Raw genomic sequence first — 24,557 nt, 5'->3', positions numbered from 1 at the left:
TGACGCCGACGTGAAGGCCAGGGTCCATACTTCGGAACCGATGGACACCAAGATCGCCGCATACCTGCGCGCCAACCGCCGCAACCCGGTCCGAGTCGGCCCGTTCACGATCGGCTTCTCCACGGAGACGAGCAGTCCGTTCGCCAACTACGCCGTGCCCGACGACGACGCCCGGCCGACCGCCGCCGACGTCACCGAGCTGATCGGCGTGTTCCAGGACCGTGGCCGCACGCCTCGGCTGGAGTACCTGCCGAGCGTCAGCCCCCTGGTGCAGCCCGCTCTGGAGGAGGCCGGTTTCACCGTCGAGGGCCTGCTGCCGTTGATGACGCTGTCGGATCTGGTGGAGCCGCCCGCGGTGGACGACCTCGAACTGGTGGCCGCCGACTCCGGCGACAGGCTGTTCGCCATGGCCACCGCCATGAACCTCGCCTATGGCGAGCCGCCGCCCACGCCGCAGGACGTCGCCAGCCACGCCAGCTCCCGCGACCGCGGCGGCTTTGCGCTGCTGGCCCGCTCAGCCTCCGGCGAGCCGGTCGGGGGCGGGCTCGTCACCGTGCCCATCGACGGTGTCGCCGAACTCGCCGGCATCGGCGTCGTCCCCTCGTGGCGGCGTCGCGGCGTCGCCGCTGCCATCACCGTCCGGCTCGTCCAGGCCGCCCACGGGCTCGGCGTGCGGTTCCCGTTCCTGATGGCCGCTGACGACGGCGCCGCCGGCGTCTACACGCGGGTCGGCTTCCAGCTCAGCGGGCGGGTCCTGCACATCTCGCGGTAGCTGTTCCGCGTCCAGCCCCAGATCCTCACGCATGGCCCGGCGCATCACCTTGTACTCGCGCTGGGCCTCCCGCCACAGCTCCCGTTCCTCGTCGCCATGCCGATTGACCAGCAGCTTCGTCGCCAGCGTCGACCGCCGGACCAGCGATTCCCGCAGCATGGCCCGGATCCGTTCCGGCGCGTGCACGTTGACCGCCCCCAGCGAGCTCCGCGCCTGCGCGGCCACCTTCCGCAGATCGGCCGCCGACGCCTCGTCCAGTTCCCCGCCGTCTCTCAGCACCCGGCGGGCGTCGTAGAGCACCCAGTCAAAGGCCTCGACCGCGCCGATCACCTCGGCGTAGGCCTTGGCCCGGCCCTCGTAGCTGCGGTTCTCCCGGTCCTTCTCCCGCTCCCGGTTCCACCGCAGCTCCTCGCGCTCGGTCTCCCGCCGCCACCGCCGGTCCTCGCGCCACCCGGCGATCAGCTGCGCCCCCAGCACACCGCCGAGGCCCAGCAACGCCACCACCACCGGCACCCACAACGGCACCTGCCCAGAAGACATGCGGCAGAACCTAGCGTCAGGCGATGCCCTCCTGGGGCTTCCAGATGCGGAACGGGTCGAGGTGGGTGGGCACGAGGTCGGGCGCGGCGGAGGGGCCGGCCAGGGTGGGGGCGGGCGGGGCGCCGGGCGGGGGGAGCTCGAGGAGGCGGTCGATGGCCTCGGCGAGGGTGCCCTCGAACAGCCACACGGCCTTGCCGGACTGGCTGGAGTCGTGCACGGCGGGCACGCGGCCGGCCTTGGCGTCGTGCTCGGAGCGGAACAGGATGGTGTCGACGAAGCCGCGCAGCTGGCGGTAGCCCATGATGCGGTCGAGGCGGCCGTCCTCGTCGGGGATGTTCATGAACTGGAAGCCGTGGTCACGCAGCTCTGCGAGCTTGCCAAGGACGCCGTCCATGTCGACCCGGCCCTACCGGTCGGACGGGTTGGACGGGTTGGACGGACGGTCGTAGCTCGCGACGACGACACGGATCAGCAGCACCACGCCGACCGCCACTAACGCCGCTATCTGCAACGCCACAGGTGCCTCCAAGGTGTCCAGCCCCCACCTTCGCCGGTCCTTGGGCACCGGCGAACCTTCGACATCAAGGTGACAGGGATTCACCCGTTTGGGGAATACAGTGGTCGTTAACAGATTCACAGTTATATACAGCGGGTGACATGGCTCCACCGTCTTGGATCTTTCCTGTCACGCTGGGCTGCTGAACCGAATCTGAAGTGATCGGGATCACACTAAAGGTGCTAACGAAGGACCGTCCACATGGTGGTGGCGCGCCGTCATCTGCACGGGAGAACGTCGCGTGCGACTGATGCGGACCGGCCCCGGCGGCACCGGGAGCTCGGCTATCGTGCTGCCCGTGGGGGACCAGGGTGAGGACACGCAGCCGCTCAGCCGACACGAGTCGGCGTTGCCGGATGACCATCCGCTCTACCGCCCCCGGCACGGCAAGCAGCGGTTTGCCCTGGTCACGGCGGTCGTCTTCTTCATGACGCCGCTGTTCGGCCTGACCATCTTCGGCACGCCGCCGTCGATCGAGAACCGCGCGCTGCACCCGTTCCCGAGCCCGGGCGACGGCTGGTCCTTCTTCACCGAGCTGGGCCCCTGGGCGACCGACCACCTGTCCTTCCGCGAGGACGCGATCAAGCTCGCCGACGGCGTCAGCCGCTCGGTGTTCGGCGAACCGCTCTCGGAGGACAGCGGCGACCCGTCCCAGCCGGCCGGCGGCCCGATCGCCGCGGGCCCGGCGCCCACGGCCGGGGCTCCGACGGCCGGCACGAAGCCGCTGGACAACGAGCCGCCGCCGATCGCCGGCTACCCGCGGGTGATCGAGGGCAAGAACAACTGGCTGTACTTCGGCTACGACACGCAGGGCAAGTGCCAGCCCCAGCAGCCGCTGAACGACGTCATCTCGGCCCTGGTCAAGCTGCGCACGGCGGTGGAGCAGTCCGGGCGCAAGTTCGTGCTGCTGGTGCCGCCGGACAAGTCGACGGCGGTGCCGGAGAACCTGCCCGACCAGTACGCCGGCAAGTCCTGCGCGCAGGCCTACAGCGATCAGTTCTGGTCCCAGGTGACCACCGAGGCCGGGGCGGTCGACCTGCGGCCGGCGCTGGCCCGCCTGGGCTCCGCGGCCTACTTCCCGCAGGACACGCACTGGACGTACGCGGGCGGCCTGATCATGACCAGGACGCTGGCCGGAGCCATCAGCCCCGGCGTCGACGTGCCGTGGCGGGTCACCGAAGGGGCCAAGCAGAGCGGACCGGCGGACCTGCCGCCGATGATCGCCCGCACCGGGACCGACAGCAGCCACACCTACCGGCTGGCGCCGGACGGCGGCGTGGACCGAGCCGAGCAGGGCCCGTTCGACACCCGCAACACGGTGACCTTCCACACCGACAACCCGGTCACCGGCATGGTCCTCGGCAAGACCGCGATGATCACGGACTCGTTCACCAACTACGCGATGCCGTTCCTGGCCGCCACCTTCGCCGACATCAGCCTCACCCCCAGCGCCGTCGTGCAGCAGAACCCGAGCGCCGAGGCCCAGCGTGTCGTGGACAGCGACACGGTGGTGCTGGAGGTGGTCGAGCGCAACGTGGCCTCGGGCATCAGCCCGCTGACCCAGCCCGACGTGCTGAACACGATCGTCCAGCAGTTGGCCGCACATCCGAAACGCTGACCGGCTACTCGGTACAGTGCCCGACGTGCGTGCAGAGTCCCAGCCGGCGACCGTCGGCGCCATCGCCCTGTGGGGAAGCAGCGACCTGCCGGGGCTCGGCGACCAGGTGGTGCCCCGGGTCCTGGAACGCGAGCTGCTGACCCGGCTGCCCGGTTGGCGTGTGACGCATTACGCCCCGCTCGGCTGGTCACGGCCGTCGGTGGCGGACGGCGGCCTGGTCGCGGAGCCGCTGGGCGAGCCCACGCAGGGGCGTCTCAAGCAGATCGCCGACTCAGTGCACCTGAGCATCCTGTGCGCGACGTTCGCCCGTGGCGCCGACCTGACCGCGCTGTACGGGACGTCCGCCGCCGAGCCGTTCTTCGCGCTGAACCTGCCGACGGTCACGGTCAATCTCGCGGTGCTGGCCGACACACTGGTGCCGGCGGAAATCCTTGCCGCGCGGACACTCCAGCTGCGTCAGCTCGGCGAGTTGCCCGAGGGCGACTACGTGATCGGCCCGGACGGCGTCGAGCTGCCGGCGGACGTGGTCGTGGAGGACAAGCTGGCGGCGATCGCCGCGGCCAAGAAGGTCGTGACCGACGATCCGTACGTCGCGGCGGCGGCGGCCGCGCTGGGCACGGTCGTCCAGGGCCCGATCATCGACGTGCGGATCCTCGTCCGCCAGGCCCGCCAACAGATCGACGAGTTCGCCGCGGCGGCCGAGCAGGCGCTGGTCGCACGGGGCGGTGACCTGACCCGGCGGATCGCCGACCTCGCCGCCGAGAACGCGGCGCTGCGGCACGCCCACGCGAGGCTGCGCCAGCGCATGCTGCACGAGCGGCAGATCCTGGTGGACAAGCTGCTGGCCGCCGACGACTCCGAAGCCGTCGAGCGGCTGCGGGCAGAGCTGGAGCACGAGCGCCACCTGCACCGCGAGGCGCTGGCCCGGGCGGCGGAGGACCACCGCGAGCTGAACGCCTTGCGCCAGACCAAGCTGCTGCGCTGGTCGCAGCCGCTCCGCGACACCTACGGGAAGATCAGGCGGGCATGAGGATCACGTTCGTCCTGGTCACCTACGGGGGCCGCGACCTCGTCGTGCAGTGCCTAGCCAAACTGGCCGAGCACACGCCCCAGCCCTACGAGGTGATCGTCGCCGACAGCGCGTCGCCGGACGGCACCGGCGAGTGGCTGGCCGCCAACCTCACCGGCGCGACCGTGCTGCGCATGGACCGCAACCTCGGCTTCGGCGCCGGCTGCAACCTGGCCGTGCGGCAGGCGAAGACCGAGCTGCTGTGCTTCCTCAACGCCGACGTCGAGGTCACCGAGGGCTGGCTGGATCCGCTGCTGGAGGTGCTCGACTCCCGGCCCGACGTGGCCGCGGTCGCGCCCGTGATGCTGCATTCCGACGGCACCGTGCAGGAGGCCGGCAGCATCATCGGCGGCGACGGCTGGTGCCGCGCGGTGGACGGATCCGAGAACCGGATGTTCGCCCACCAGGTGGACTACGCCTCGGCGGCCTGCCTGCTGATGCGCCGCAGCGCCTTCCACCAGGCCGGCGGCTTCAGCGCGGACTACGAGATCGCCTACTTCGAGGACGTCGACCTCCAGGTCCAGCTCAAGTCGCTGGGCTGGACGGTGTGGGTGGACCCGCGCTCCCGAGTCGTGCACGCCCGGCACGGCAGCAGCGGCAGCGACCGCGCGACGGAGCTGATGCGGCTCAACCACAAGGTTTTCCTGCGCCGCTGGCCGCAGGAGCTGGCCGATCGGCCCAACGTCGTCGGCCTGGACGAGCCCGAGCGGGAGCACCACAAGTTCTGGCTGCGGGACCGCAACGCCGGCTATCGGGTGCTGCTGATCGACGACCGCGTGCCGCAGGCCGACCGTGGCCGCGGCGACCCCCGCACCATGGCCGTGGTCGACGCCTGGCGGCTGGCCGACCCGAACGCCCGCGTCACCTTCTACGCCTACTCGCCCGAGCGGGCCGAGGAGTACGCGCCGGCCTTGCAGGCCAAGGGGATCGAGGTCGTCTGGGGCGTCACCGACGCCCGAAGCTGGTCGGCCGAGCGGGCCGGCCTGTACGACGTGGTGGTGGTGTTCCGGCCGCACAACTTCGCCCAGGTCGGGCTGACGATCGCCAAGTCGCAGCCGCAGGCCGTCAAGGTCTACGACTCCGAGGCCCTGTTCTACCGCCGCCCCGGCCAGTACTTCGAGACGGCGCTGACCTCGGCCGACCGCCGCCGGCTGGCGATCGAGGCGCGGCACCTGCGTGAGCAGGAGGAACACGCCTTCAACTGGGCCGATGTGGCGGTCTGCGTGAGCGAGGAGGAGGCCCGCTGGGCCCGCGGCATCGCGCCGGAGACTTCCGTGCACGTCGCCTGCTACCCGGCCACTCTGCCCGGCGAGGTGCCGGGCCTCGAAGGCCGTGCGGGGCTGGCGTTTTTCGGCGGCTTCGACAACGCGCCGCGCACGCCCAACGAGTTCGCGGTGCTGGAGCTGGTCGACGAGGTGCTGCCGGAGCTGTCCCGGCGGCACCCCGGGCTGCGGCTGCGGGTGATCGGCGCCGACCCGTCGCCGGCGGTACGGGCCTTGGCGCGCAACGACATCGAGGTGCTGGGCAAGGTGCCGGACCCGGGCGTGTGGCTGTCCAAGGCCCGCCTGCACGTGGTGCCGATGCGCTATGGGGCCGGCGTGAAGATCAAGTTCGTCGACTCGATGGCCGCCGGCCTGCCGTTCGTCACCACCCCGGTCGGCGGCGAGGGCCTGCACCTGGGCTGGATGGCCCGGCACCTGGTCGGCGAGTCGCCGGCCGAGATCGTCGAGCTGTGCCACCGGATGCTCACCGACGACATCCTGTGGACGGACATCCAACAGGCCCTGGTCGAGGTGTGCCGGACCAAGTTCTCCGCCGCGGCGTTCCGCGCCGAGATGGAGGGCGTGATCGCCGACTGCGGGGCGCTGCCGAGCCAAAAGACCGGCGCTGCCAGCTGATTCAGTCGATGCTCGGCGGGACCAGCGGCGGGATCTTGGCCCGGGCCTTGCGCAGCGCGTGCCAGCGCAGCGCCGCGCTGAGCAGGAACCGTTCCGCGCCAGCGGTTTCCTCCCGGGCGCGGGACAGCAGCTTCAGCAGTGGGGCCCGGCGGTTCTCCACCTCGCTCAGGGCGGTCAGCCGTTCGCGGTCCTCGGCGGTCAGGCTGGTCACCCGCAGCAGCAGCGTCGTCGCGAACTGGGCCACCCGGCGCAGTTCGTACTCGGCCACGGCCTCCAGCTGCGCTTCCTGCTCGGCGGTCAGAATCTGGTTGCGCCCCAAGGCTAGTAGCGCCATACCGAGGTTGCCGGGCAGCCCCTTGTCCAGTCGCTCCTGACGGTGCCCGGTCACGGCCTGCCCGTGCTGCCGGTACGAGTACAGGGCGCGGTCCACGAACGCCAGCTTGGAGTCGGCCAGCGCGGTCGCGGCGATCCACTGGTCGTGGAAGGCCGACGGCGTGCCCGGCGGGAACGGCAGCACCAGCTCACGCAGCGTCTGACCGTCGACCAGGCTGGCCGCGCCGGTCACGGTGTTCAGCAGCAGCAACGCTTCCAGGTCGGTCCACTGGTTGCGACGGTCCGACCAGAACGAGCCGGCCAGCACGGTGTTGTGCTCGTCGACCAGCCGCATGTCCGAGTAGGCCAAGCCGTGGTCGGCCAGCGCGGCGAGCAGCGTGGCCAGCTTGTCCGGGTCCCACACGTCGTCCTGGTCGGCCAGCGCGACCGCGTCGGCGTCGGCCGGCGCGGCGGCCAGGGCCCGCTCGAAGTTGGCGTAGAAGCCGACGTTGTCCTCGTGCGCCACCAGCACGAACCGGTCGTCCCCGGTGATCAGCCGGCGGATCACCGCCACCGACTCCGGGCCGGAGTTGTCGTCGCTGAGCACGCACACCCAGTTGTCGTGGGTCTGCGCCCGCAGCGAATCCAGTTGCGCGGCAAGGAAAGCCGGATCCGGTCGATAGGTCGCCATGCAGACCGCGATCTTCGGACCGTGCCCGGGCCACGACACCTCGACGGGGTCCAAATTGGACGGTACGAGTCGCAGCGGTGGAAGTTCGCGCCGCAGCAGGGTTCCGTCGGCCAGCAGCACGCCCAGCGCCAGCGGCTTGTCCATCGGCGCGGCGACCGGCGACAGCGACAGCCGGACCCGGAAGCCGCAGCCGCCGGGCGTGCGCACCACCGAAGGTCCAAGCGCGGCAACAACATCCGGCCGGTAGTGGCCGGTGCTGGCCACGTGCCAGGCGCCCTCGAACAGCACCCGGACGTCCTTCACCGCGATGCCGGCGTTGACCACCCAGCCGTCCAGGTCCACCACCTGGCCGCGGCCGACCGTGATCGGCCGCTCCGGCACGTTCACCGAGAAGTGCAGCTCCGCCTCACGCTTGGGCCGCGCTGACTCCCGCATCCGCGCCCCGAACACGCCGGCCAGCGGGCCGGAGCGCCGCAGCACGGCGTCGCCCTCGTCGCCGGCCCGGCCCAGCGCGATGTCCCGCATGCCGCGGGCGATCCGCGCCGACGGCCACAGGTAGCGGTGGGCGGCCCGCACGATTTTGGCGTTCTCCAGGGCATCCAGGCGGGCCCGGGTCTTGGACAGCCGATCGGCGATGTGCGCCGCCTGCTGCTCCAGCTCGGAACTGCGGGCCTGCGCCGACTCGGCCTCCAGCGCCGCGTCGGCCAGCTCCGCGAAGACCATGGCCAGCCGCCGGTCCAGCCGGGCCGCCTCGGCCCGGGCGACCGACAGCTCCTGCTCGGTGATGCCGAGCTGGCTGATGACCTCCGCGGTGTGAGCCTTCGCGTCGGCCAGTGCCTCCTGCTTCTCGTCACGGTCGTGGACGACGTCGGCCAGCGCCTGCCGATGCCGCTCCAGGTCCGCGGTCGCGTTGTGCAGGCTCTGCTCCAGCCCGCTGAGGTGCTGGCGGTCGCCGAGCAGCCGGTCCAGGCCGCCGTCGACCGCCCACAGCGGCTCCTGGCCGGGCTGCTCGATCCGCTCGTGCAGAACCTTGACCACGGTCGCCGCCGGCGTGCCCGTGACCAGCGCCTGGAGCTCGCCCTCGGCCTCCAGCAGCTCCGCCCAGCGTTCGTCGGCGGCCGCCGCGAGCCCGACCAGACCGGCCAAGCCACGCAGCAGATCGCGCTCGGTCGCCGTGCTGCTCCACACATGCGGCGCGCCGCCGTCACGAATGTCGTGTGCGAACTCCAGCAGGGATCGCAGCTGCACCAACTCGGCGTCGACCCCGGTGCCGGCGAGCCATTCGCGGTCCACCCGCTCCACGCCGTCCGCGGTCAGGACCAGGTTGCCCGGGTGCATGTCGAGGTGATCCGGCGGCAGGACCGCCACACCCTCGCGCCCCGGCAGGTACGGATGCCGCTCGTCGTCGGCCGCGAGCGGTCGCTGCTCGGCCAGCACGGTCTGCTGCCACAACGCGGCCAGCCGACGCAGCCCGACCACATCCCCGACGCGCAGGGCGTCCAGCATCGCCGCGTCGAGCGCACGGCCGGCGAGCCACGGCTCCGCCGACTCGGTCTGCTGGCGCAGCCAGTCCCGCCGGCTCGCGCCGGCGGCCGACGTCAGCACCAGATCCCGGCCCAGCTCGCGGGTACGCCGCCACTCCGGCCGGCGGTCGCCGCTGATCAGCCAGGCCAGCCCCGGATCCAGCAGCTCGTCCAGCGGCTCCTCGGACGCCGAGGCCAGCACCAGGAACGACGGTGCGACCTCGACCCCGAAGCCCTCGGCCACCGCCGCCCGGTACAGCTCACGCCCCGGCGCGGCCGTCCGACCGCCGCCGAACGCGCCGCGCAGCGGGTCGCGGACCAGCTTCTCCACCAGCTCGGGGGCGTCCGGGCGGTCGAACAACGCCGTGTTCAGCACGACTCGGGGCAGCTTGTAGTCCGGGTACGGCAGCAGCCAGCGCTGCGCCGTCAGACCGGCCTCGGCCAGCAACGAGGCCAGCTTGCCCCGGGTCCAGGTGCGGGGCTGCGGCTGGTCGCCCGGGTAGTCGGCGACGCCGACCCAGGACTTGCCGTGGTGATCCTCCGGCCGGCCCAGCAGGTAGCCGACGCCCAGCTGGTTCTCGATCGCCAGCGCGACCACGCCCCGCTCGGACAGCGCCTCCCGCACCCGCCCCAGCAGCCGTTGCGGACCGGCGCCGTAGAGGGTGCTGTACTCCAGCACCCCGCACAGCACCGCCAGGTCGAGGCCACCCTGGGCAGCGGCCAACTCGCCTTCGATCTCGCCACGGACGATCTGCACGTTCGACAGATCCCGGCAACGCTCACGGGCCGCGGCCGCGCGATCCTCCGTGCCCTCGATGCCGAGCACGTCCAGGCCGGCCTCGCCGAGCGCCCGGGTCAGCACGCCCGTGCCACAGCCCAGGTCGACCACCCGCAGCCCCGGCCGCAGCCGCAGCGGCGCGAGCAGACCCAGCCGCTGCGGCGAGAAGTGATAAGCCGTCTCCCAGGAGTCGACCTTCGCCGCCAGCTCGGTCGACCCCGCGCTGACGTCCTCGGCCGCCTTCAGCGCGAGCAGGACCTCGGACTCCGCGCCGTCGGCGTAGCCGACCTCACCCGACTTCACGGCGCAGGCGCGTACTTCTGCGTCTCGGTCTTGAGCAGGTCGCGGAACGCCTTCTCCGCGCCCGCCGCGTCGGGGCCATAGGTCTCGACGCGGATCACGTAGCCGTTGGAGATGTAGTGCGCGCGGAACGCCGTCTGGCCGTCCGGTCCGGTACCGGCCAGCGTGCGGGCCACGACGCCGGTCGGGATGCCGGAGGTCACCTGCTGGTACTTGGACAGGGCGTAGAAGTTGTCGATCGCGTTCAGGATCGCCTTCGGGTCCACGCCGGTGCCGGCCTGGAACGCCCAGATGCCCTCGTGCATGCCGTTGTTCTCGGTGACCACACTGGCCACCTGGATCGCGCCGCTGTTCTTGAGCAGCGCCACTTCCTGCTCGGTCGGCACGTGGTTGGTCACCGCGTCGGCGATGGAGTAGTTGACGTTGTAGACCTGCTTGCCCGGCACCTGCACGAACGGGCCGGCCGGCAGCGGCGGCGGGGCCGAGGTGGTGGTCGTCGGCTTGGCCGTGGTCGACGTCGTGGTGGTGGCGTCGTGGCTCTGCCCGGCGGTGAAGTAGTAGATGCCGCCGGCCAGGCCCAGCACCAGCACGGCGGCCACCGCGATGGCGATGATCTTGCCGGTGTTCTTGCTGCTCTTGCCGCTGTCGAACACCTCGGGGCCCTGCAACGGCCAGCTGGCCTTGCCGAAGTCCGGCGGCAGCTCGTTGCTCCACGGCGCCGCGCCGTACTCCTGCGGGCCGCCCTGCGGGGGCATGCCCTGCTGCGGCATCGACTGCCACGGCGGCGGGGTCTGCGGCCCCGGCGTGAAGCCGCCGGTGTTGGGCACCACCTGGGTGCGCTCCGCGCTGTCACCGGTGCTGCGCACCACCTGAGTGCGCTCCGCGCTGTCACCGGCCGGCGCGTCGGCGATCGGCCGCATCACCTGCGTGCTCTCCGACGGCGTCTCCGGCGGCGTCTGGCCCTGGTTCTGCTGGTTGGCCGGCGGCTGCCAGCGGAACGGCTGGCCGAACGGGCTGCTGGCCGGCTGCTGGGGCTGCTGCGGCTCGGCCGGCTGCTGCTGCGGCTGGCCGCCGGGCGGCGTCTGGGGCGGCTGCTGTCCCTGGGCCACCCCCAGCAGCTGATCGCGACGTAGACGGTAGTCCTCTGGGGTCACCCGGCCCTGTGCCAGCTCGCTGTCGAGCTGTTGCAGCTCCTCTTGCCAGGACATCCTCAACCCCTCCGGATCACGTCCAACGTCTGTGGGTCATTGTGCCGAAGCCCTCTCGGCCGTCGTACTCGACTACGTCGTTGAGAGATCGGGTTGTGATCCGGCCTCGCGACTCACCGCTGCGCGGCGGCCGCCGGACGGCATATTTCACCCCCCGGCGCGACCGCGACCTGCGACTTTGTCGCGTGACCGGCTAGCTCGCCGGCACCTTGTCCAACAGTGTGGTGGCGGTGTCGCGCAGCGCCTTGGCGACACCCGACTCGTCGGCGGGCTGGGCCTGCGCGACCGCCACCATCACCGCGTTCAGGCCGGAAGCGTAGATGGCGCGGTACTGCACCTGGTCGCCGGCAACCAGCTTGACCACCTTGACCGCGTCCGGGAGTCCGGTGCCGTCGGCCTGGTGCAGTCCGCCCAGGTCCTGGTACTCCAGCAGGTCGGCACTGGTTTTCTTGGCCGAGGCGGCGCTGTCGGTGACGAAGGCGAAGACCACGTAGTTGAGCTTGCCGTCCGTCGAACCGGTGAAGGTGACCCGACTCACCTTGTCGGCCTGGAGGAAGTCGGCCTCGCGGGCATCGAACAGGCCCCGGTTCTGGCCCTCGAAGACCGACAGCTCGGCCCGGTCCAGGCGGGCTGTGCCCGGCATCGCCGGCAGGTCCTCCAGGTGCAGGGCCTGCGGCGCCTGCGACGTCGAGGCCGCCTCCATCGTCGGGCGCACGCCGAACCACCAGCCGCCGGCCAGCAGCAGCAACGCCACCACCACGACCACCACCAGCAGCGCCGCCCGCGACTTCCTCTTGGCCGCCCGGGTGTTGAAGAGGTCCTCTTCCAGCGGCGTCCGGGGCGCGTACTGCGGCGCGGGGGCCTGCTGGTCGGTGCCCGGCTGGTACATCGGCAGTTCCGTGACCGGCGACCAGGGCGGCACCACGTGGTTGTTCGGCGGCATCGGTTGCTGCGCCGACGGCATCGGCTGGATCGGCGCCCCGGTGAACGGCTGGCCCGTGAACGGCGGGCCGGCCTGTGCCGGCTGGCCCTGCGCCGGCGTCGGCGGCGGACCGGGCTGCAGTTGGGCCGGCTGGTACTGGACCGTTTGGTACTGGGCCGGGTCCGCCTGAGTGGGCATCGGCTGGATCGGCTGGTACTGGACCTGATCCGGTTGCTGCGGGGCCAGGTCCTGGATCGGCTGGGGCGGTTGCCCCTGCGCCGGTTGGCCCTGCGGCGGCGTCGGCTGCGCCGGACGCTGCGGCGCGACCTGCGCGGCCGGCGGGAAGCCCCCAGACGCCGCCGCGAGCAGGTTGTCGCGCCGGCGCCGGTACTCGGCGGGCGTGATCCCCTTGTCCGCCAGCTCGGCATCCAGTGCGCGCAGTTCCTCCTGCCAGGTCACGATCGTCCCTCCGGGGTCCGCGGCACGTGTCCGGTCTTGCTACCAGGCGCGTCCGCCCTGTCACAACATAGTGAGCCGAAAAAAGGAGTCGGGCTCGGTGTTTGCCCCGGTTATGGTCGAGTCGTGACCACGCTGACCGTGCGACTGCCGGATGAACTCGACGCCGAACTGCATGCCGCGGCGCGGGCCGATGGGGTGACGGCGGCGGAATTCGCGGCGGAAGCGGTGGCGGCCGCGCTGGGGGCCCGGCGGCACGCGGAGGTGATGGCGATCGCGAACCGGGTGCTGGCCACGGACGCGGTGATCGTGCATCGGCTGGGCACGGCATGACCAGGTATCTGACGACGGAGGACCTGCTGGCGATCGCCCACGCGACGATGGGTGGCGAGGCGCTGGTTCGGGACGAGGGACTGGTGGACTCGGCGGCGGCCCGGCCGAGGATGACGATGTTCGGCGCGGAGGCGTATCCGGACCCGCATCAGAAGGCGGCGGCGCTGATGCACTCGGTGCTGCGCAATCACCCGCTCATCGACGGCAACAAGCGGCTGGCCTGGGTGGCGGCCCGGGTGTTCCTCGCCCTCAACGGGTTCGATTTCACGCCGGACGACGATCGGGCCACGGAATTCGTGCTCGCGGCGGCGGCCGGTGAATCGGACGATCTGGATACGGTGGCGTCGACGTTGCGGGAATGGTCGCGAAACGGCGCGTGACCGGGGGATCACCGCCTGCACCAAGGGGCGAGGACCCTTGCCCCGATTGCGGTGATCCTTGCCCAAAACGGCAGGGGCGCACCGGGCCCGTCGCCGGATAGGGTCCGTGCGTGCCTGGAATGGTCCCGTTCACCGACAACTTCCACGATCTCTCGAATACCGAGGGATACCAGTTCGAGTTCTACTGTGAACGCTGTGGCAACGGCTACCGTTCGGCGTTCCACCGGGACAAGGTGGAAATGGGCCGCGGCCTGCTGCGCGCGGTCGGCTCGCTGTTCGGCGGGGCGGCCGAGGAGCTGAGCCGGTCGGCCGAGCAGTGGCGCTACGACCGGGCCACGAACTCGCCGGCCAAGGACCGGGCGCTGACCGCCGCGGTCGAGGAGATCAGCCCCAGCTTCCGGCAGTGCCGCGGCTGCGGCGACTGGATGTGCAAGTCGCTGTGCTGGAACGACGAGATCGGCCAGTGCCTGCGCTGCTCGCCGATCGTGGCCGAGGAAGTGGCCCGCGCCCAGTCGGCGGCCCAGCGCGACCAGATCTGGGAGAAGGCCCGCCAGCAGAACTGGACGGCCGACGTGGACGTGGCCACCCGGGCCAAGCTGGACTGCCCCAGCTGCGGGGTGAAGGTGGACGGCGGCAAGTTCTGCTCGGCCTGCGGCGCGTCGCTGGCGATGCCGGTGCCCTGCGGCGGCTGCGGCTCGACGACCAACAAGGCGGGCGCGGTGTTCTGCTCGGAGTGCGGCGGCAAGCTCTGAACTGAGTAGCTGTACTCAAGACGGGAGGGTCCCGGCCCGGGACTCTCTTGTCCATGACAACTCCCCCTCCCACCTCCGGCCCGACTCCCGCGTTCTTCGCCCAGGCGGCGATCTCCTTCGGCCTGTCACTGCTGGCGGTGGCCGTCGGCGTCGCCTTCTTACCCGTCGATCCATGGATCAGAGCGTTTCTGGCGGTCGGCTTGCTCTACACCGTCACCTCGGCGTTCACCCTGGCCAAGGTGGTGCGCGATCGGCAGGAGGACTCCGCCCTCGCGCACCGGGTGGACCGCGCCCGGGTGGACAAGCTGATCGCCGAGCACGATCCGTTCCGCGTCGACTGAGGCAGACTGGTTCGGTGGCCTTGTCGTCCTAGGTCAGGCCGCCGGATCTGTGAGAGGACGGGAAAACCCGATGCCGCAAGTGACCGCGAACGGGATCACGCTGGAGTACGACACCTTCGGCGACGCCGGGCAGCCCGCACTGCTGCTGGTGATGGGTCTGGGCGCGCAGATGACCGCCTGGGACCCCGCGCTGTGCCAGCTGCTGGCCGACAAGGGCTTCCACGTGATCCGGTTCGACAACCGCGACATCGGCCTGTCGCAGGCGCTGGACCACCTGTCGGTGGACGCCGCCGCCGTGCTGGCGGGCGACGGCTCGTCCGCGCCGTACCGGCTGTCGGACATGGCGGACGACGCCGCGGCGCTGCTGACCGAGCTGGGCATCGAGCGGGCGCACGTGGTCGGCGCCTCGATGGGCGGCATGATCGTGCAGGAGCTGCTGATCCGGCACGCCGACCGGCTGCTGTCGGCCTGCTCGATCATGTCCACGACCGGCGACCCCTCGGTCGGCCACTCCACCCCGGAGGCGATGGCCGCGCTCCAGGCGCCGGCGCCGCAGACCGCCCAGGAGGCGGGCGAGGCCGCGATCCGCGCCAGCAAGGCGATCGGGTCCACCGGTTTCCCGTTCGACGAGGAGCGCATCCGCGCCAACGGCATCGCCGCGTTCGAGCGGTCCCGCCGGCCGATGGGCTTCCTGCGCCAGTTCGCGGCGATCATCGCCTCCGGCGACCGCACCGAGGCCCTGCGCTCGGTGACCACGCCGACCGTGGTCATCCACGGCGGGGCGGACCCGCTGCTCGACGTGTCCGGCGGCAAGGCGACCGCGGCGGCGATCCCGGACTCGCGGCTGCTGATCATCCCCGGCATGGGCCACGACCTGCCGATCCCCGCCTGGCCCCAGGTCGTGGACGCCATCGCCGACAACGCGGCCCGCTCAGCCGCCGTCTGACATCCGAACCCGCACCACCGTCCCGTCCGGCGACGACTGAAGTTCCATCGCGTCGCACAGCTGGTTCACCAGCCACAGCCCGCGTCCGCCGGGCTGGTCCGCGGTCGGCCGTTGCCGGCCGGCCTGCGGATCGGTGATCCAGCCGCGGTCTCTGACCTCGCACACCAGCGCGGTCCCGTCCCGCCACAGCCGGCAGGTGCCGCGGCCACCGCCGTGCCGAACGCTGTTGGTGGCCAGCTCGTGCACCGCGAGCACCAGGTCCTCGGCCCGGGCCTCGGCCAGGCCGCAGGCCCGCGCGCAGGCGGCGACCAGGTCCCGGAGCCGGCCGAGGCCGTCGAGTCCGAAGTGGAACTCGTCCGGCCGGTCCGGCGGGTGGTTGTCGATGGCGGTTGCACCTCCCGCGAGTGGGCCCCACCGGGATGCCCACCCGGACGGCCTCCCAAGCCACCGATTTTGGTCTAGACCTTGACACGGAAAATGTGGTCTAGTCCACTTTCGGGCACCGCGGATCGCACCCTGTGGAGGCACGCATGACCCGCAGATCCCTGCTTCACGTGTTGGCCGGTCTCACTGCGACGGCCCTGGTCACGCTGGCGATCGTGGCCCAGCCCGCGACCGGCGCCACCGCCAACCTGGCCGCCAACCCCGGTTTCGAGTCCGGCCTGTCCGGCTGGACCTGTTCGGCCGCCGCCGCTGTCTCCTCGCCGACGCACTCCGGCTCCGGCGCCGTGGCCGGCACGCCCGCCGGCCAGGACTTCGCCCAGTGCGGCCAACAGGTCAGCGTGCAGCCGAACTCGCAGTACACGCTGTCGGCCTGGGTCCAGGGCAGCTACGTCTATCTCGGCGCCACCGGCACCGGCACGACCGATCCCCAGACCTGGACCTCCAGCTCCAGTTGGCAGCAGCTGTCCACCTCGTTCACCACCGGCGCGTCCACCACCAGCGTCACGATCTACGTGCACGGTTGGTACGGCCAGCCCACCTACTACCTGGACGACGTCTCGCTGACCGGCCCCGCCGGCAACCAGCCGCCGCCCACCACGACAACCACCACCACAACGACAACAACGACGACCACCACCACGACCGGGCCGCCCAGCACCGGCCTGCCGACCCATGCCCTGGTCGGCTACCTGCACACCAGCTTCGGCAACGGCTCCGGGTACGAGCCGATCGCCAGCGTGCCGGCCGCGTGGAACGTGATCGACCTGGCCTTCGCCGACTCCGCCGGCAACGGCAACATCGTGTTCAACCGCTGCTCGGCCAGCGAGTGCGCGGGCGTGGAGAGCGACGCCGACTTCCTGGCCGGCATCAAGGCCCAGCAGGCCAAGGGCAAGAAGGTGGTCATCTCCATCGGCGGGGCCAACGGCGAGGTCCAGCTGACCTCGGCCGCCGCCGCGACCAACTTCGTCAACTCGGTCAGCGCCATCATCGACAAGTGGGGCCTGGACGGCGTCGACGTCGACTTCGAGAACCAGTCCCTGTCGCTGCAGGCCGGCGACTCCGACTTCCGCAGCCCCACCACCCCGGTCGTGGTCAACCTGATCTCGGCGCTCAAGCAGCTCAAGGCCCGCTACGGCGCCAAGTTCGTGCTGACGATGGCCCCGGAGACGTTCTTCGTGCAGCTGGGCTACCAGTTCTACGGCCCCGGCCCGAACAACGCTCAGGACCCGCGGGCCGGCGCGTTCCTGCCCGTCATCTACGCCCTGCGGGACTCCCTGACGCTGCTCACCGTCCAGGACTACAACTCCGGGCCGATCATGGGCCTGGACAACCAGTACCACCAGATGGGCGGGGCCGACTTCCACATCGCCATGACCGACATGCTGCTGACCGGCTTCCCGGTCGCCGGCAACACGTCACGGATGTTCCCGGCGCTGAGCCCCGGCCAGGTCGCGATCGGCGTGCCGGCCAACCAGAACGCCGGCAACGGCTGGATCTCCACCGGCGCTCTGGACCAGGCCCTGGACTGCCTCACCAAGAACACCAACTGCGGCGGTTATGCCGTGCACGGCAAGCATCCTGACCTGCGCGGCCTGATGACCTGGTCCATCAACTGGGATAAGTTCAACAACTGGGAGTTCGCCACCAACTTCAGCTCGTACTTCGGCGGCTGACCGCACCCTCCCGGGGTGGGGCCGGCGCCCTGCCCCGGGAGGCTGTCATCAGCAAGAGCAAGGGCGAGTTGCTCGCCGAGGGCTGGATCCTGGCCCAGAACGCCAAGGCGTTCGTCGAGGTCGCCAGCACCTTCGCCGGCCAGCAGCTGGAGGACGGCGACTGGCGCAACGTCGACCTGGGCCTGATGACCAGCGACTCCACCGCCCAGGACGGCTGGTACGAGTTCCCCCTGGAGGGTGATTCCGACGTCACCCTGGCCTTCGCCACCAGCCCCGGCACCGAGGTCCTCTCCGTGCGCGTCTGGGGCAACGGCTTCAGCGACCTGGCCATCCGCTTCGAAACCGCCTTCATGATCTTCGGCATGTACCGCCTAGAAGTCTGAGGCAGAGAGAAGCCAGTGCGTGGGGGGCTTGGGGGGCTCGGCCCCCAAAATGACAAGAGGGCCCGTCTGTCTCCTGACTAGGAGACAGACGGGCCCTCCGGGCCCGAGCGGACGACGAGACTCGAACTCGCGACCCTCACCTTGGCAAGGTGATGCGCTACCAACTGCGCTACGTCCGCAACGCCGTGCTGTGCACAGCATATCCCATGCTGCGGCGGGGTTTTCAACCGGGGTGGTCGACGACCCCGAGCAGGCGGTCCACCTCGGCTAACTTGTCGGCGGGCAGCCGCCATTCCCACAGCGGGCGGACCTGGGCCATGACTTCGGCCGGCAGGTGGGCGGCGACGTCGTGGCGGAGGTCCCAGTCGTCGAAGACGTGTTCGTAGAAGCTGACCACGGCGGCGTTGGACAGGAACCGGCCGGGCTGCTCGAAGCACCAGCGGGCGAAGCCGTGGGCGCGGGCCAGCAGCTCCTGGTCGCCGCTGCGGTGCGCTTCGAGGGCGAGCTGCAGCACCTCGAACAGGAAGACGTGGCAGGACCAGGAGTCGCGTTCGAGGTAGGGACGCAGTTCGGGGAACCGCGCCGACGCTTCTCCACGCCACTCCACCACGGCTGAAGGTTACTGGAGCGGGACCGGTTCGCGGACGCGGGCGTGACCACCTGACGCCGACCCGTGACCGGGTCGACACCAGGCGTTATTACGGCTGGCTGAGGCCAATCGGCGGTATCTGCGGCGGTCGGCGACCTTGTAAGAACGACTCAGGCTGTCCTGTCCTGTTACGTTTGGTTACACCTGTTTGTGGGATCATCGTCACCCACTCGGTGGCGTTCGGCTGGGGAGGGGGCGGGGATGGCAGAGTTGAGCCGCCCGGCGTCGGCGGGAGCCGACGATGACCAAGCCCTGCTCGACAGACTGCGCGCGGGCGACGACAGCGCGTTCGGCCAGCTGTTCTCGCGCCACGCCGACGCGGTCCGCCGGTTCGCCATGCAGCAGGTGCGTGACGCCACGGAGGCCGACGACCTGACCGCGGAGGCGTTCTTCCGCGTGTTGCAGGCGGTGCGCCGGGGCAACGGCCCGACCGACCACGTCCGGACGTATCTGCTGACGGTGGCCCGCCGGGTGTCGTGGGAGTGGAGCGCCCGCCGCCGGGACGTGCCGGTGGAGGACGCCGAGCTGGACCGCCGGGCCGAGCCGTACACCGACAACTCGTCGCGGCTGGCCGAGAGCACGCTGATCAGCCAGGCCTTCAGCAGCCTGCCGGAGCGCTGGCGGACGGTCTTGTGGCAGGTCGAGGTGGAGGGCGAGCGGCCGGCCGTGGTCGCGCCGCACTTCGGCCTGAGCGCCAACGCCACCGCCGCGCTGGCCCGCCGGGCGCGGGACGGCCTGCGGGCGGCCTACCTGCAAGCGCACCTGACCGAGGGCCTTGGTGCGACGGCCTGCCAGTCGGTGCGGGAGAAGCTCGGCGGCTACACCGCGGGCACGGTGAAGGGCCTTGAGGGCCGCCGGATCCGGGCCCACCTGCGCGGCTGTGACCAGTGCAAGTCGCTGCAAGGTGAGCTGCGCGAGGTCTGCTCGGCGCTCCGGGCGCACGCCGGCGTGCTGGTGCCGCTGATCAGCCTCGGGGCGACCGCGGCGGTCGCCGGCCACGTCGCCGGGAGCGGCTTCGGCGCCGCCCTGGTGGGCAAGGGCGCGCTGCTGGCCACTCGCGTGAAGCTCGCCCTGACCGCCACCTCGGTGGCCGCTGTCGGCGTGTTCGGCATCGCCATCGGCCCGTGGCTGTCGCACGCCCAGCCGGACGCGGCCCCCGACCACAGCGATCACCAGATCGTGTCCACGTACTGCGCGCCGTCGCCGGGGCAGCCGACCGCCGGCAACGGGCCGACCAGCGGCTCCATCCCGACCAGCGCCTTCGCCAGCGGCTCTCCGGCGTCGGCCAAGGCCAAGGCGGCCGAGGGCGCGCTGGCGGCCTTCTTCGGCAACCGCCCGGGCCGGGTGCTCACGCCGCCGTCGCAGACCGGCTCGGCCACCCCGCCGTCGGGAACGCCGCAGACCACCGTCACCCAGACCTCGACCTCGCCGACGACCCCCACCGGCAAGGTGCTCGACGACCCGACCAGCGGCACGTCCGGCACCTCCGAGACGTCCGACACCTCGGTGACGGTGGCGGTGCTCCGCCCGACGACCACCACCGCGCCGACCAAGAGCACGCCGTCGACGACCACGGCGCCGAAGAAGACATCCACGACCAACACCGTGACGCCGACGCCGAGCGACCCGACACCCACCGCCACCAGCACCGCGACCAGCACGACCACGCCGCGAAAGCCCCAGTGAGCGCGGGCGGTGCCGAACCGTCACAATTGCCGGGTGCAAAGGTTCACCCGCCGGGTCCAGCGCCCGCGCGATACCGTGAACAGACGCTCCGGTGACCGGTTCGCGATCGCGAGGAGGCGGGGATGACGCGGTTGGTGCGGGGTGCCGACGGCAGGATGTGGACCGTGCGCGGTCGCATGTCGTGGGCCAACATGGACGGGGCCGACGACTTCGAGCATGACGTGGCCGGCGGCCACGGCCCGGGCATCGGCATGATCGCCATTCTGGTGCTGCTCACCGTGGTGCTGCTGGTCTGGCGGCCCGACGGCGTGGTGGTGCCGGGCTGGCTGATCCTGGCCCTGGTGATCCTCTTCCTGTTCTTCCCGGCCCGCTGGGCGCTGCGGCGGCCGTGGACGATCGTCGCGGAGACCCCCGGCGACCTGGACGAGCACCCGCCGGAGCGGTGGGTGGGCACCGTGCGCGGCGTGTTCACGGTTCGCCAGGAGACCAGCAAGGTCGCGCGTAACATCGAGGTGTACTCCCTGCCCAACGTGGACGGGCCGCTGCAACCGGTGGACTAGCCCTTGCCTGAACTGCCCGAGGTCGAAGCGCTCGCGCACCACCTGCGCGAGTTCGCTGTCGGCCGCACGGTGGCGCGGGTGGACGTGGCCTCGCTGTCGGTGCTGAAGACGGCCAGCCCGCCGTGGACCGATCTGCACGGCCGCGAGGTCACCGGCGCCGGCCGCCACGGCAAGCACCTGGACCTGGACTGCGACGGCCTGCACCTGATCGTGCACCTGGCCCGCGCCGGCTGGCTGCGCTGGGCCAACACGCTGTCAGCCGCCCCGCCCAAGCCTGGCAAGGGGCCGTTGGCTCTGCGCGTGCACCTCGGGCCGCCGGGTGAGGGGCCGGGCTTCGACCTCACCGAAGCCGGCACCAAGAAGGGCCTGGCGGTGTGGATCGTCAGCGACCCGGCCGAGGTGCCCAGCATCGCCCGGCTCGGCTCGGACGCGTTGTCGCTGGACCGGGCCGCTCTGGCCGCCCTGTTCAAGGGCCGCACCGAGCGGCTGAAGACCGCCCTGACCGACCAGACCCTGCTCGCCGGCGTCGGCAACGCCTACTCCGACGAGATCATGCACACCGCCCAGCTCTCGCCCTACGCGACGGCCGGCAAGCTCGACGACAACGCCCTGGATCGGCTGCACGCAGCGCTGCACAGCGTGCTCACCGACGCCGTGACCCGGTCCGTCGGCCAGGGCTCGGCCACCCTCAAGGGCGAGAAGCGCTCCGGCCTGCGGGTGCACGCCCGCACCGGCCTGCCCTGCCCGGTCTGCGGCGACACCGTGCGCGAGGTGTCCTTCGCCGACAAGTCGTTCCAGTACTGCCCGACCTGCCAGACCGGCGGCAAGCCCCTCGCCGACCGCCGCCTGTCGAGGCTGCTCAAATAGCCCCCCACTTTTTCGCCACATGTGGTCCACATGTGGCGAACGGAGTCGAATGTGGCGCACATGTGGCGAAAAGTGCGGGCGAAGCGGTCAGCCGGCGATGATCACGTGGAGGGTGCGGGGGCCGTGCACGCCCTCCACCCGGTCCAGCTCGATGTCGCTGGTCGCCGACGGTCCGCTGATGAACGTCAGCGGCCGGGTCGGCTCCAGCCGGGCCAGCGCCTCGGGCACGATGCCGACGATCTGATCGGTCCGCACCACGCACAGGTGGTAGTCCGGCACCAGGGTCAGCGCCCGCCGACCCTGTGCCTCGCCGCCGTCCAACACGATGGTTCCGGTCTCGGCGATCGTCACGGCGCAGCCGGTCAGTACGCCGTCCGCACCATCCAGTTGATCGATCGACAGCGGCGGCGAGTCGCCCAACCATTCCACGCCGTCAACTTTCCAGTCGGCCGGCAGGTCAACAGGTCCGACCATTCGCCGCGCGCCTCGCTCGGCCAGCAGCTCCGCGATCTTGGCCGGCACCTCGTCCACGCCGACCTGGTGCACCTCGGCGCGGTAGTCGGCGATGCGCTCCGCGGCCAGTTCCACCAGGTCGCCGAGCGGCCGGCTCCGGTCGTAGGAACGGGGGATCTCCGGCGCGGCCGGACGGTCCGCCAGGGCCCGGCGGATCCGGCCCATCACCACCGAACGAGCGTCAGCCACGGTTTTTCCTCCACCACATCCGGAACGACTCGGCCGGCGGCGTCGGCACGTCCCGTGCGGACGTCCACTTCGAGCCGGGCCACGGCAAGCTGCTGATCCGCCCGGACGGCGCCAGGTGCCGGGCCAGCGAGCCGACCTTCTGCGCGTTCTCGTAGCGCCTGGCGTCCGCGAAGATCCAGCCCAGCGCCGACATCCCGACCGACTCGGCGGTGCGCCCCTTGGCCTCGACGGCCTCGGCCCGCAGGTGCACCAGCACCTCCGGGATGTTGATCCGCACCGGGCACACCTCGTAGCAGGCCCCGCACAACGACGACGCGTACGGCAGCGAGGCCGCCTGCTTGTCGTGCATGTCATTGACCAGCTGCGGCGACAGGATCGCGCCGATCGGCCCCGGGTACACCGACCCGTAGGCCTGCCCGCCGGTCCGCTCGTACACCGGGCACACGTTCAGGCAGGCCGAGCACCGGATGCAGCGCAGCGCCTGCCGCCCGACCCGGTCGGCCAGCGCGTCCGTGCGCCCGTTGTCCAGCAGCACCAGGTGGAACTGCTGCGGGCCGTCGCCGGGCGTCACCCCGGTCCACACCGAGGTGTACGGATTCATCCGCTCGGCCGTGGACGAGCGGGGCAGCAACTGGAGGAACACCTCCAGGTCCTGCCAGGTCGGCACCAGCTTCTCGATGCCCATCACGGTGATCAGCACTTCCGGCAGGGTCAGGCACATCCGCCCGTTGCCCTCGGACTCCACCACCACGATCGAGCCGGTGTCGGCCACCCCGAAGTTGGCCCCGGACACCGCGACCTTGGCCGACAGGAACTTGCGCCGCAGGTGCCGCCGGGCCGCCTCGGCCAGCACCCGGGGCTCGTCGGAGTCCGGCTTCTCGGCCATCTCCCGCTGGAAGATCTCCTTGATCTCCGCACGGTTGCGGTGGATGGCCGGCACCAGGATGTGCGAGGGCCGGTCGTGGCCCAGCTGGACGATCAGCTCGGCGAGGTCGGTCTCCACGGCCCGGATGCCGCCGGCCTCAAGGGCTTCGTTCAGGCCGATCTCGGCGGTGGCCATGGACTTGACCTTGACCACCTCGTCGGTGCCGGCCGCACGGGCCAGCCGCAGCACGATCTCGTTGGCCTCGTTGGCATCCCGGGCCCAGTGCACCACGCCGCCGCGGGCCGTGACGGCGGCCTCGACGCGTTCCAGATAAGTGTCCAAATTGGACAGAACATCGTCCTTGATGGCCTCGCCGGCCAGTCGGAGCTGCTCCCAGTCCGGCAGTTCGGCCACCGCGCGAGCCCGCTTGTCCCGAATGGTGTGGGTGGCCTTGCGCAGGTTGCGGCGCAGCTGGGTGTCGGCCAGCGCGGCCTTGGCCGCCTTGGGGAAAACCGGGCTGCCCAGCCAGGTCACGGGGTTGCTGCCCACGGCTCCTCCTCGGTGCTGGCCAGGATCTCGGCCAGGTGAACGGTGCGCACGCCGGTGCGCAGCCGGGACAGCCCGCCGCCGATGTGCAGCAGGCACGAGTTGTCGCCGGCGCACAGCACCTCCGCGCCGGTGTTGAGCACGCAGCGCATCTTGTCGCCGAGCATGGCGGTCGAGGTGTCGGCGTTCTTCACCGCGAACGTGCCGCCGAAGCCGCAGCAGGACTCCGCCTCGGGCAGCTCGGCCAGGTCCAGCCCGCGCACCGCCCGCAGCAGCCGCAGCGGCTTGTCGCCGACGCCCAGCATCCGCAGCGAGTGGCAGGTGGGGTGATAGGTCACCCGATGTGGGAAGTACGCGCCGACATCCGTCACACCGAGCACATCCACGATGAACTCCGAGAGCTCATAGGTATGGGCGAAGGCATCGGATGATCCGCGCAGCTCAGGGTGGATCTCGCGCACCATGCCGCCGCACGACCCGGACGGCGCCACGATCGCGTCGTAGCCGGCGAAGACGCGCGCGTACTTGTCGGCCAGCGACCGCGCCTCGTCCCGGTAACCGGTGTTGTAGTGCATCTGGCCGCAGCAGGTCTGGTCCATCGGGAAGTCGACCTGACAGCCGAGCCGTTCCAGCAGCCGGACCACCGCGCGGCCGGTCGACGGGAAGAAGGTGTCGGTGAGGCAGGTGGCGAACAGACCAACTCGTGGACCAGGCACGGAACTACCCTGCACGGTGATTCATCGGATGTCTACTCGGTCGCAGCGGGTAGTGGACCGTTCACCGATGC

The 24,557-nt window shown here is 71.2% G+C and carries 23 protein-coding genes and 1 tRNA gene; 14 read left to right on the top strand and 10 right to left on the bottom strand.

Features of this window, described 5'->3' with window-relative positions:
- Positions 1-40: 40 nt before the first annotated feature.
- Positions 41-772: a GNAT family N-acetyltransferase gene (locus JJ691_RS38475; RefSeq protein WP_211764419.1), complete on the top strand. Its 732-nt coding sequence runs from the start codon at positions 41-43 to the stop codon at positions 770-772.
- Positions 773-1,328: 556 nt separating this feature from the next.
- Here the strand turns inward: JJ691_RS38475 and JJ691_RS38470 are convergent.
- Positions 1,329-1,706 (bottom strand): hypothetical protein, encoded by a 378-nt coding sequence (locus JJ691_RS38470; protein ID WP_211764418.1) that lies wholly within the window; start codon positions 1,704-1,706, stop codon positions 1,329-1,331.
- 460 nt (positions 1,707-2,166) lie between these two features.
- Here JJ691_RS38470 and JJ691_RS38465 point away from each other — a divergent pair, with 460 nt between their 5' ends.
- The 3 genes from JJ691_RS38465 to JJ691_RS38455 are packed head-to-tail and all read left to right on the top strand — an operon-like array spanning position 2,167 to position 6,453.
- The gene (locus tag JJ691_RS38465; RefSeq protein WP_211764417.1) at positions 2,167-3,486 is read left to right on the top strand and encodes an alginate O-acetyltransferase AlgX-related protein; all 1,320 of its coding nucleotides are present in this window, start codon (positions 2,167-2,169) and stop codon (positions 3,484-3,486) included.
- Positions 3,487-3,511: 25 nt separating this feature from the next.
- Positions 3,512-4,516: a hypothetical protein gene (locus JJ691_RS38460; RefSeq protein ID WP_211764416.1), complete on the top strand. Its 1,005-nt coding sequence runs from the start codon at positions 3,512-3,514 to the stop codon at positions 4,514-4,516.
- Positions 4,513-6,453 (top strand): glycosyltransferase, encoded by a 1,941-nt coding sequence (locus JJ691_RS38455; protein WP_211764415.1) that lies wholly within the window; start codon positions 4,513-4,515, stop codon positions 6,451-6,453. The genes JJ691_RS38460 and JJ691_RS38455 overlap by 4 nt, the downstream gene beginning before the upstream one ends.
- A gap of 1 nt (position 6,454) precedes the next feature.
- On the opposite strand, the gene JJ691_RS38450 is transcribed toward JJ691_RS38455, so the two are convergent.
- From JJ691_RS38450 to JJ691_RS38440, 3 genes are all read right to left on the bottom strand, one after another.
- Complete coding sequence (locus JJ691_RS38450; RefSeq protein ID WP_211764414.1) at positions 6,455-10,060, bottom strand: glycosyltransferase; 3,606 nt, start codon at positions 10,058-10,060, stop codon at positions 6,455-6,457.
- Positions 10,057-11,265, bottom strand: a complete 1,209-nt coding sequence (locus JJ691_RS38445) for a hypothetical protein (RefSeq protein WP_211764413.1) — start codon at positions 11,263-11,265, stop codon at positions 10,057-10,059. The genes JJ691_RS38450 and JJ691_RS38445 overlap by 4 nt, the downstream gene beginning before the upstream one ends.
- 193 nt (positions 11,266-11,458) lie before the next feature.
- Entirely contained in the window at positions 11,459-12,646 is a 1,188-nt protein-coding gene (locus tag JJ691_RS38440; protein ID WP_211764412.1) for a hypothetical protein, read from the bottom strand.
- A gap of 123 nt (positions 12,647-12,769) precedes the next feature.
- Here JJ691_RS38440 and JJ691_RS38435 point away from each other — a divergent pair, with 123 nt between their 5' ends.
- From JJ691_RS38435 to JJ691_RS38415, 5 genes are all read left to right on the top strand, one after another.
- Positions 12,770-12,976 (top strand): hypothetical protein, encoded by a 207-nt coding sequence (locus tag JJ691_RS38435; protein ID WP_211764411.1) that lies wholly within the window; start codon positions 12,770-12,772, stop codon positions 12,974-12,976.
- Positions 12,973-13,356, top strand: a complete 384-nt coding sequence (locus tag JJ691_RS38430) for a type II toxin-antitoxin system death-on-curing family toxin (protein ID WP_211764410.1) — start codon at positions 12,973-12,975, stop codon at positions 13,354-13,356. The genes JJ691_RS38435 and JJ691_RS38430 overlap by 4 nt, the downstream gene beginning before the upstream one ends.
- Positions 13,357-13,475: 119 nt before the next feature.
- Positions 13,476-14,108 (top strand): zinc ribbon domain-containing protein, encoded by a 633-nt coding sequence (locus tag JJ691_RS38425; protein WP_211771975.1) that lies wholly within the window; start codon positions 13,476-13,478, stop codon positions 14,106-14,108.
- A 53-nt stretch (positions 14,109-14,161) separates the two neighbouring features.
- Positions 14,162-14,449 carry a YiaA/YiaB family inner membrane protein gene (locus tag JJ691_RS38420; protein WP_211764409.1) on the top strand — a complete coding sequence of 96 codons (288 nt, stop codon included), beginning with the start codon at positions 14,162-14,164 and terminating at the stop codon, positions 14,447-14,449.
- A gap of 70 nt (positions 14,450-14,519) precedes the next feature.
- A complete protein-coding gene (locus tag JJ691_RS38415; protein ID WP_211764408.1) occupies positions 14,520-15,395 on the top strand; it encodes an alpha/beta fold hydrolase in 876 nt (291 codons plus the stop codon).
- Here the strand turns inward: JJ691_RS38415 and JJ691_RS38410 are convergent.
- Positions 15,381-15,923: an ATP-binding protein gene (locus JJ691_RS38410; RefSeq protein ID WP_211764407.1), complete on the bottom strand. Its 543-nt coding sequence runs from the start codon at positions 15,921-15,923 to the stop codon at positions 15,381-15,383. The genes JJ691_RS38415 and JJ691_RS38410 overlap by 15 nt on opposite strands.
- A 2-nt stretch (positions 15,924-15,925) precedes the next feature.
- On the opposite strand from JJ691_RS38410, the gene JJ691_RS38405 reads away from it, so the two are divergent.
- Positions 15,926-17,512 (top strand): chitinase, encoded by a 1,587-nt coding sequence (locus JJ691_RS38405; RefSeq protein ID WP_211764406.1) that lies wholly within the window; start codon positions 15,926-15,928, stop codon positions 17,510-17,512.
- Positions 17,513-17,580: 68 nt separating this feature from the next.
- Positions 17,581-17,895, top strand: coding sequence for a hypothetical protein (locus tag JJ691_RS38400; protein ID WP_211764405.1), 315 nt, complete (start codon positions 17,581-17,583; stop codon positions 17,893-17,895).
- 106 nt (positions 17,896-18,001) lie between these two features.
- Here the strand turns inward: JJ691_RS38400 and JJ691_RS38395 are convergent.
- Both JJ691_RS38395 and JJ691_RS38390 read right to left on the bottom strand, forming a co-directional pair.
- A tRNA-Gly gene (locus JJ691_RS38395) sits at positions 18,002-18,074 on the bottom strand.
- A gap of 44 nt (positions 18,075-18,118) precedes the next feature.
- Positions 18,119-18,505: a DUF7674 family protein gene (locus tag JJ691_RS38390; RefSeq protein ID WP_211764404.1), complete on the bottom strand. Its 387-nt coding sequence runs from the start codon at positions 18,503-18,505 to the stop codon at positions 18,119-18,121.
- Between the two features lie 240 nt (positions 18,506-18,745).
- Here JJ691_RS38390 and JJ691_RS38385 point away from each other — a divergent pair, with 240 nt between their 5' ends.
- The 3 genes from JJ691_RS38385 (at position 18,746) to JJ691_RS38375 (ending at position 21,657) form a co-directional block, all read left to right on the top strand.
- Complete coding sequence (locus tag JJ691_RS38385; protein ID WP_211764403.1) at positions 18,746-20,230, top strand: sigma-70 family RNA polymerase sigma factor; 1,485 nt, start codon at positions 18,746-18,748, stop codon at positions 20,228-20,230.
- A gap of 122 nt (positions 20,231-20,352) precedes the next feature.
- Entirely contained in the window at positions 20,353-20,790 is a 438-nt protein-coding gene (locus JJ691_RS38380; protein ID WP_211764402.1) for a DUF983 domain-containing protein, read from the top strand.
- Positions 20,791-20,793: 3 nt separating this feature from the next.
- Positions 20,794-21,657: an Fpg/Nei family DNA glycosylase gene (locus JJ691_RS38375; protein ID WP_211764401.1), complete on the top strand. Its 864-nt coding sequence runs from the start codon at positions 20,794-20,796 to the stop codon at positions 21,655-21,657.
- 87 nt (positions 21,658-21,744) lie between these two features.
- Here the strand turns inward: JJ691_RS38375 and JJ691_RS38370 are convergent, their stop codons facing one another.
- The 3 genes from JJ691_RS38370 to JJ691_RS38360 are packed head-to-tail and all read right to left on the bottom strand — an operon-like array spanning position 21,745 to position 24,486.
- A complete protein-coding gene (locus JJ691_RS38370; RefSeq protein ID WP_211764400.1) occupies positions 21,745-22,359 on the bottom strand; it encodes a LutC/YkgG family protein in 615 nt (204 codons plus the stop codon).
- On the bottom strand, positions 22,352-23,773 hold the full coding sequence (locus JJ691_RS38365) for a LutB/LldF family L-lactate oxidation iron-sulfur protein (protein ID WP_211764399.1): 1,422 nt from the start codon (positions 23,771-23,773) through the stop codon (positions 22,352-22,354). The genes JJ691_RS38370 and JJ691_RS38365 overlap by 8 nt, the downstream gene beginning before the upstream one ends.
- Positions 23,755-24,486 carry a (Fe-S)-binding protein gene (locus JJ691_RS38360; protein ID WP_211764398.1) on the bottom strand — a complete coding sequence of 244 codons (732 nt, stop codon included), beginning with the start codon at positions 24,484-24,486 and terminating at the stop codon, positions 23,755-23,757. The genes JJ691_RS38365 and JJ691_RS38360 overlap by 19 nt, the downstream gene beginning before the upstream one ends.
- Positions 24,487-24,557 lie beyond the last annotated feature (71 nt).

This window comes from Kutzneria sp. CA-103260 (assembly GCF_018263855.1).
GTDB lineage: Bacteria > Actinomycetota > Actinomycetes > Mycobacteriales > Pseudonocardiaceae > Kutzneria.
Note: the sequence above shows the minus strand (reverse complement) of the source record. Positions and strands in the feature narration are given on the sequence as shown.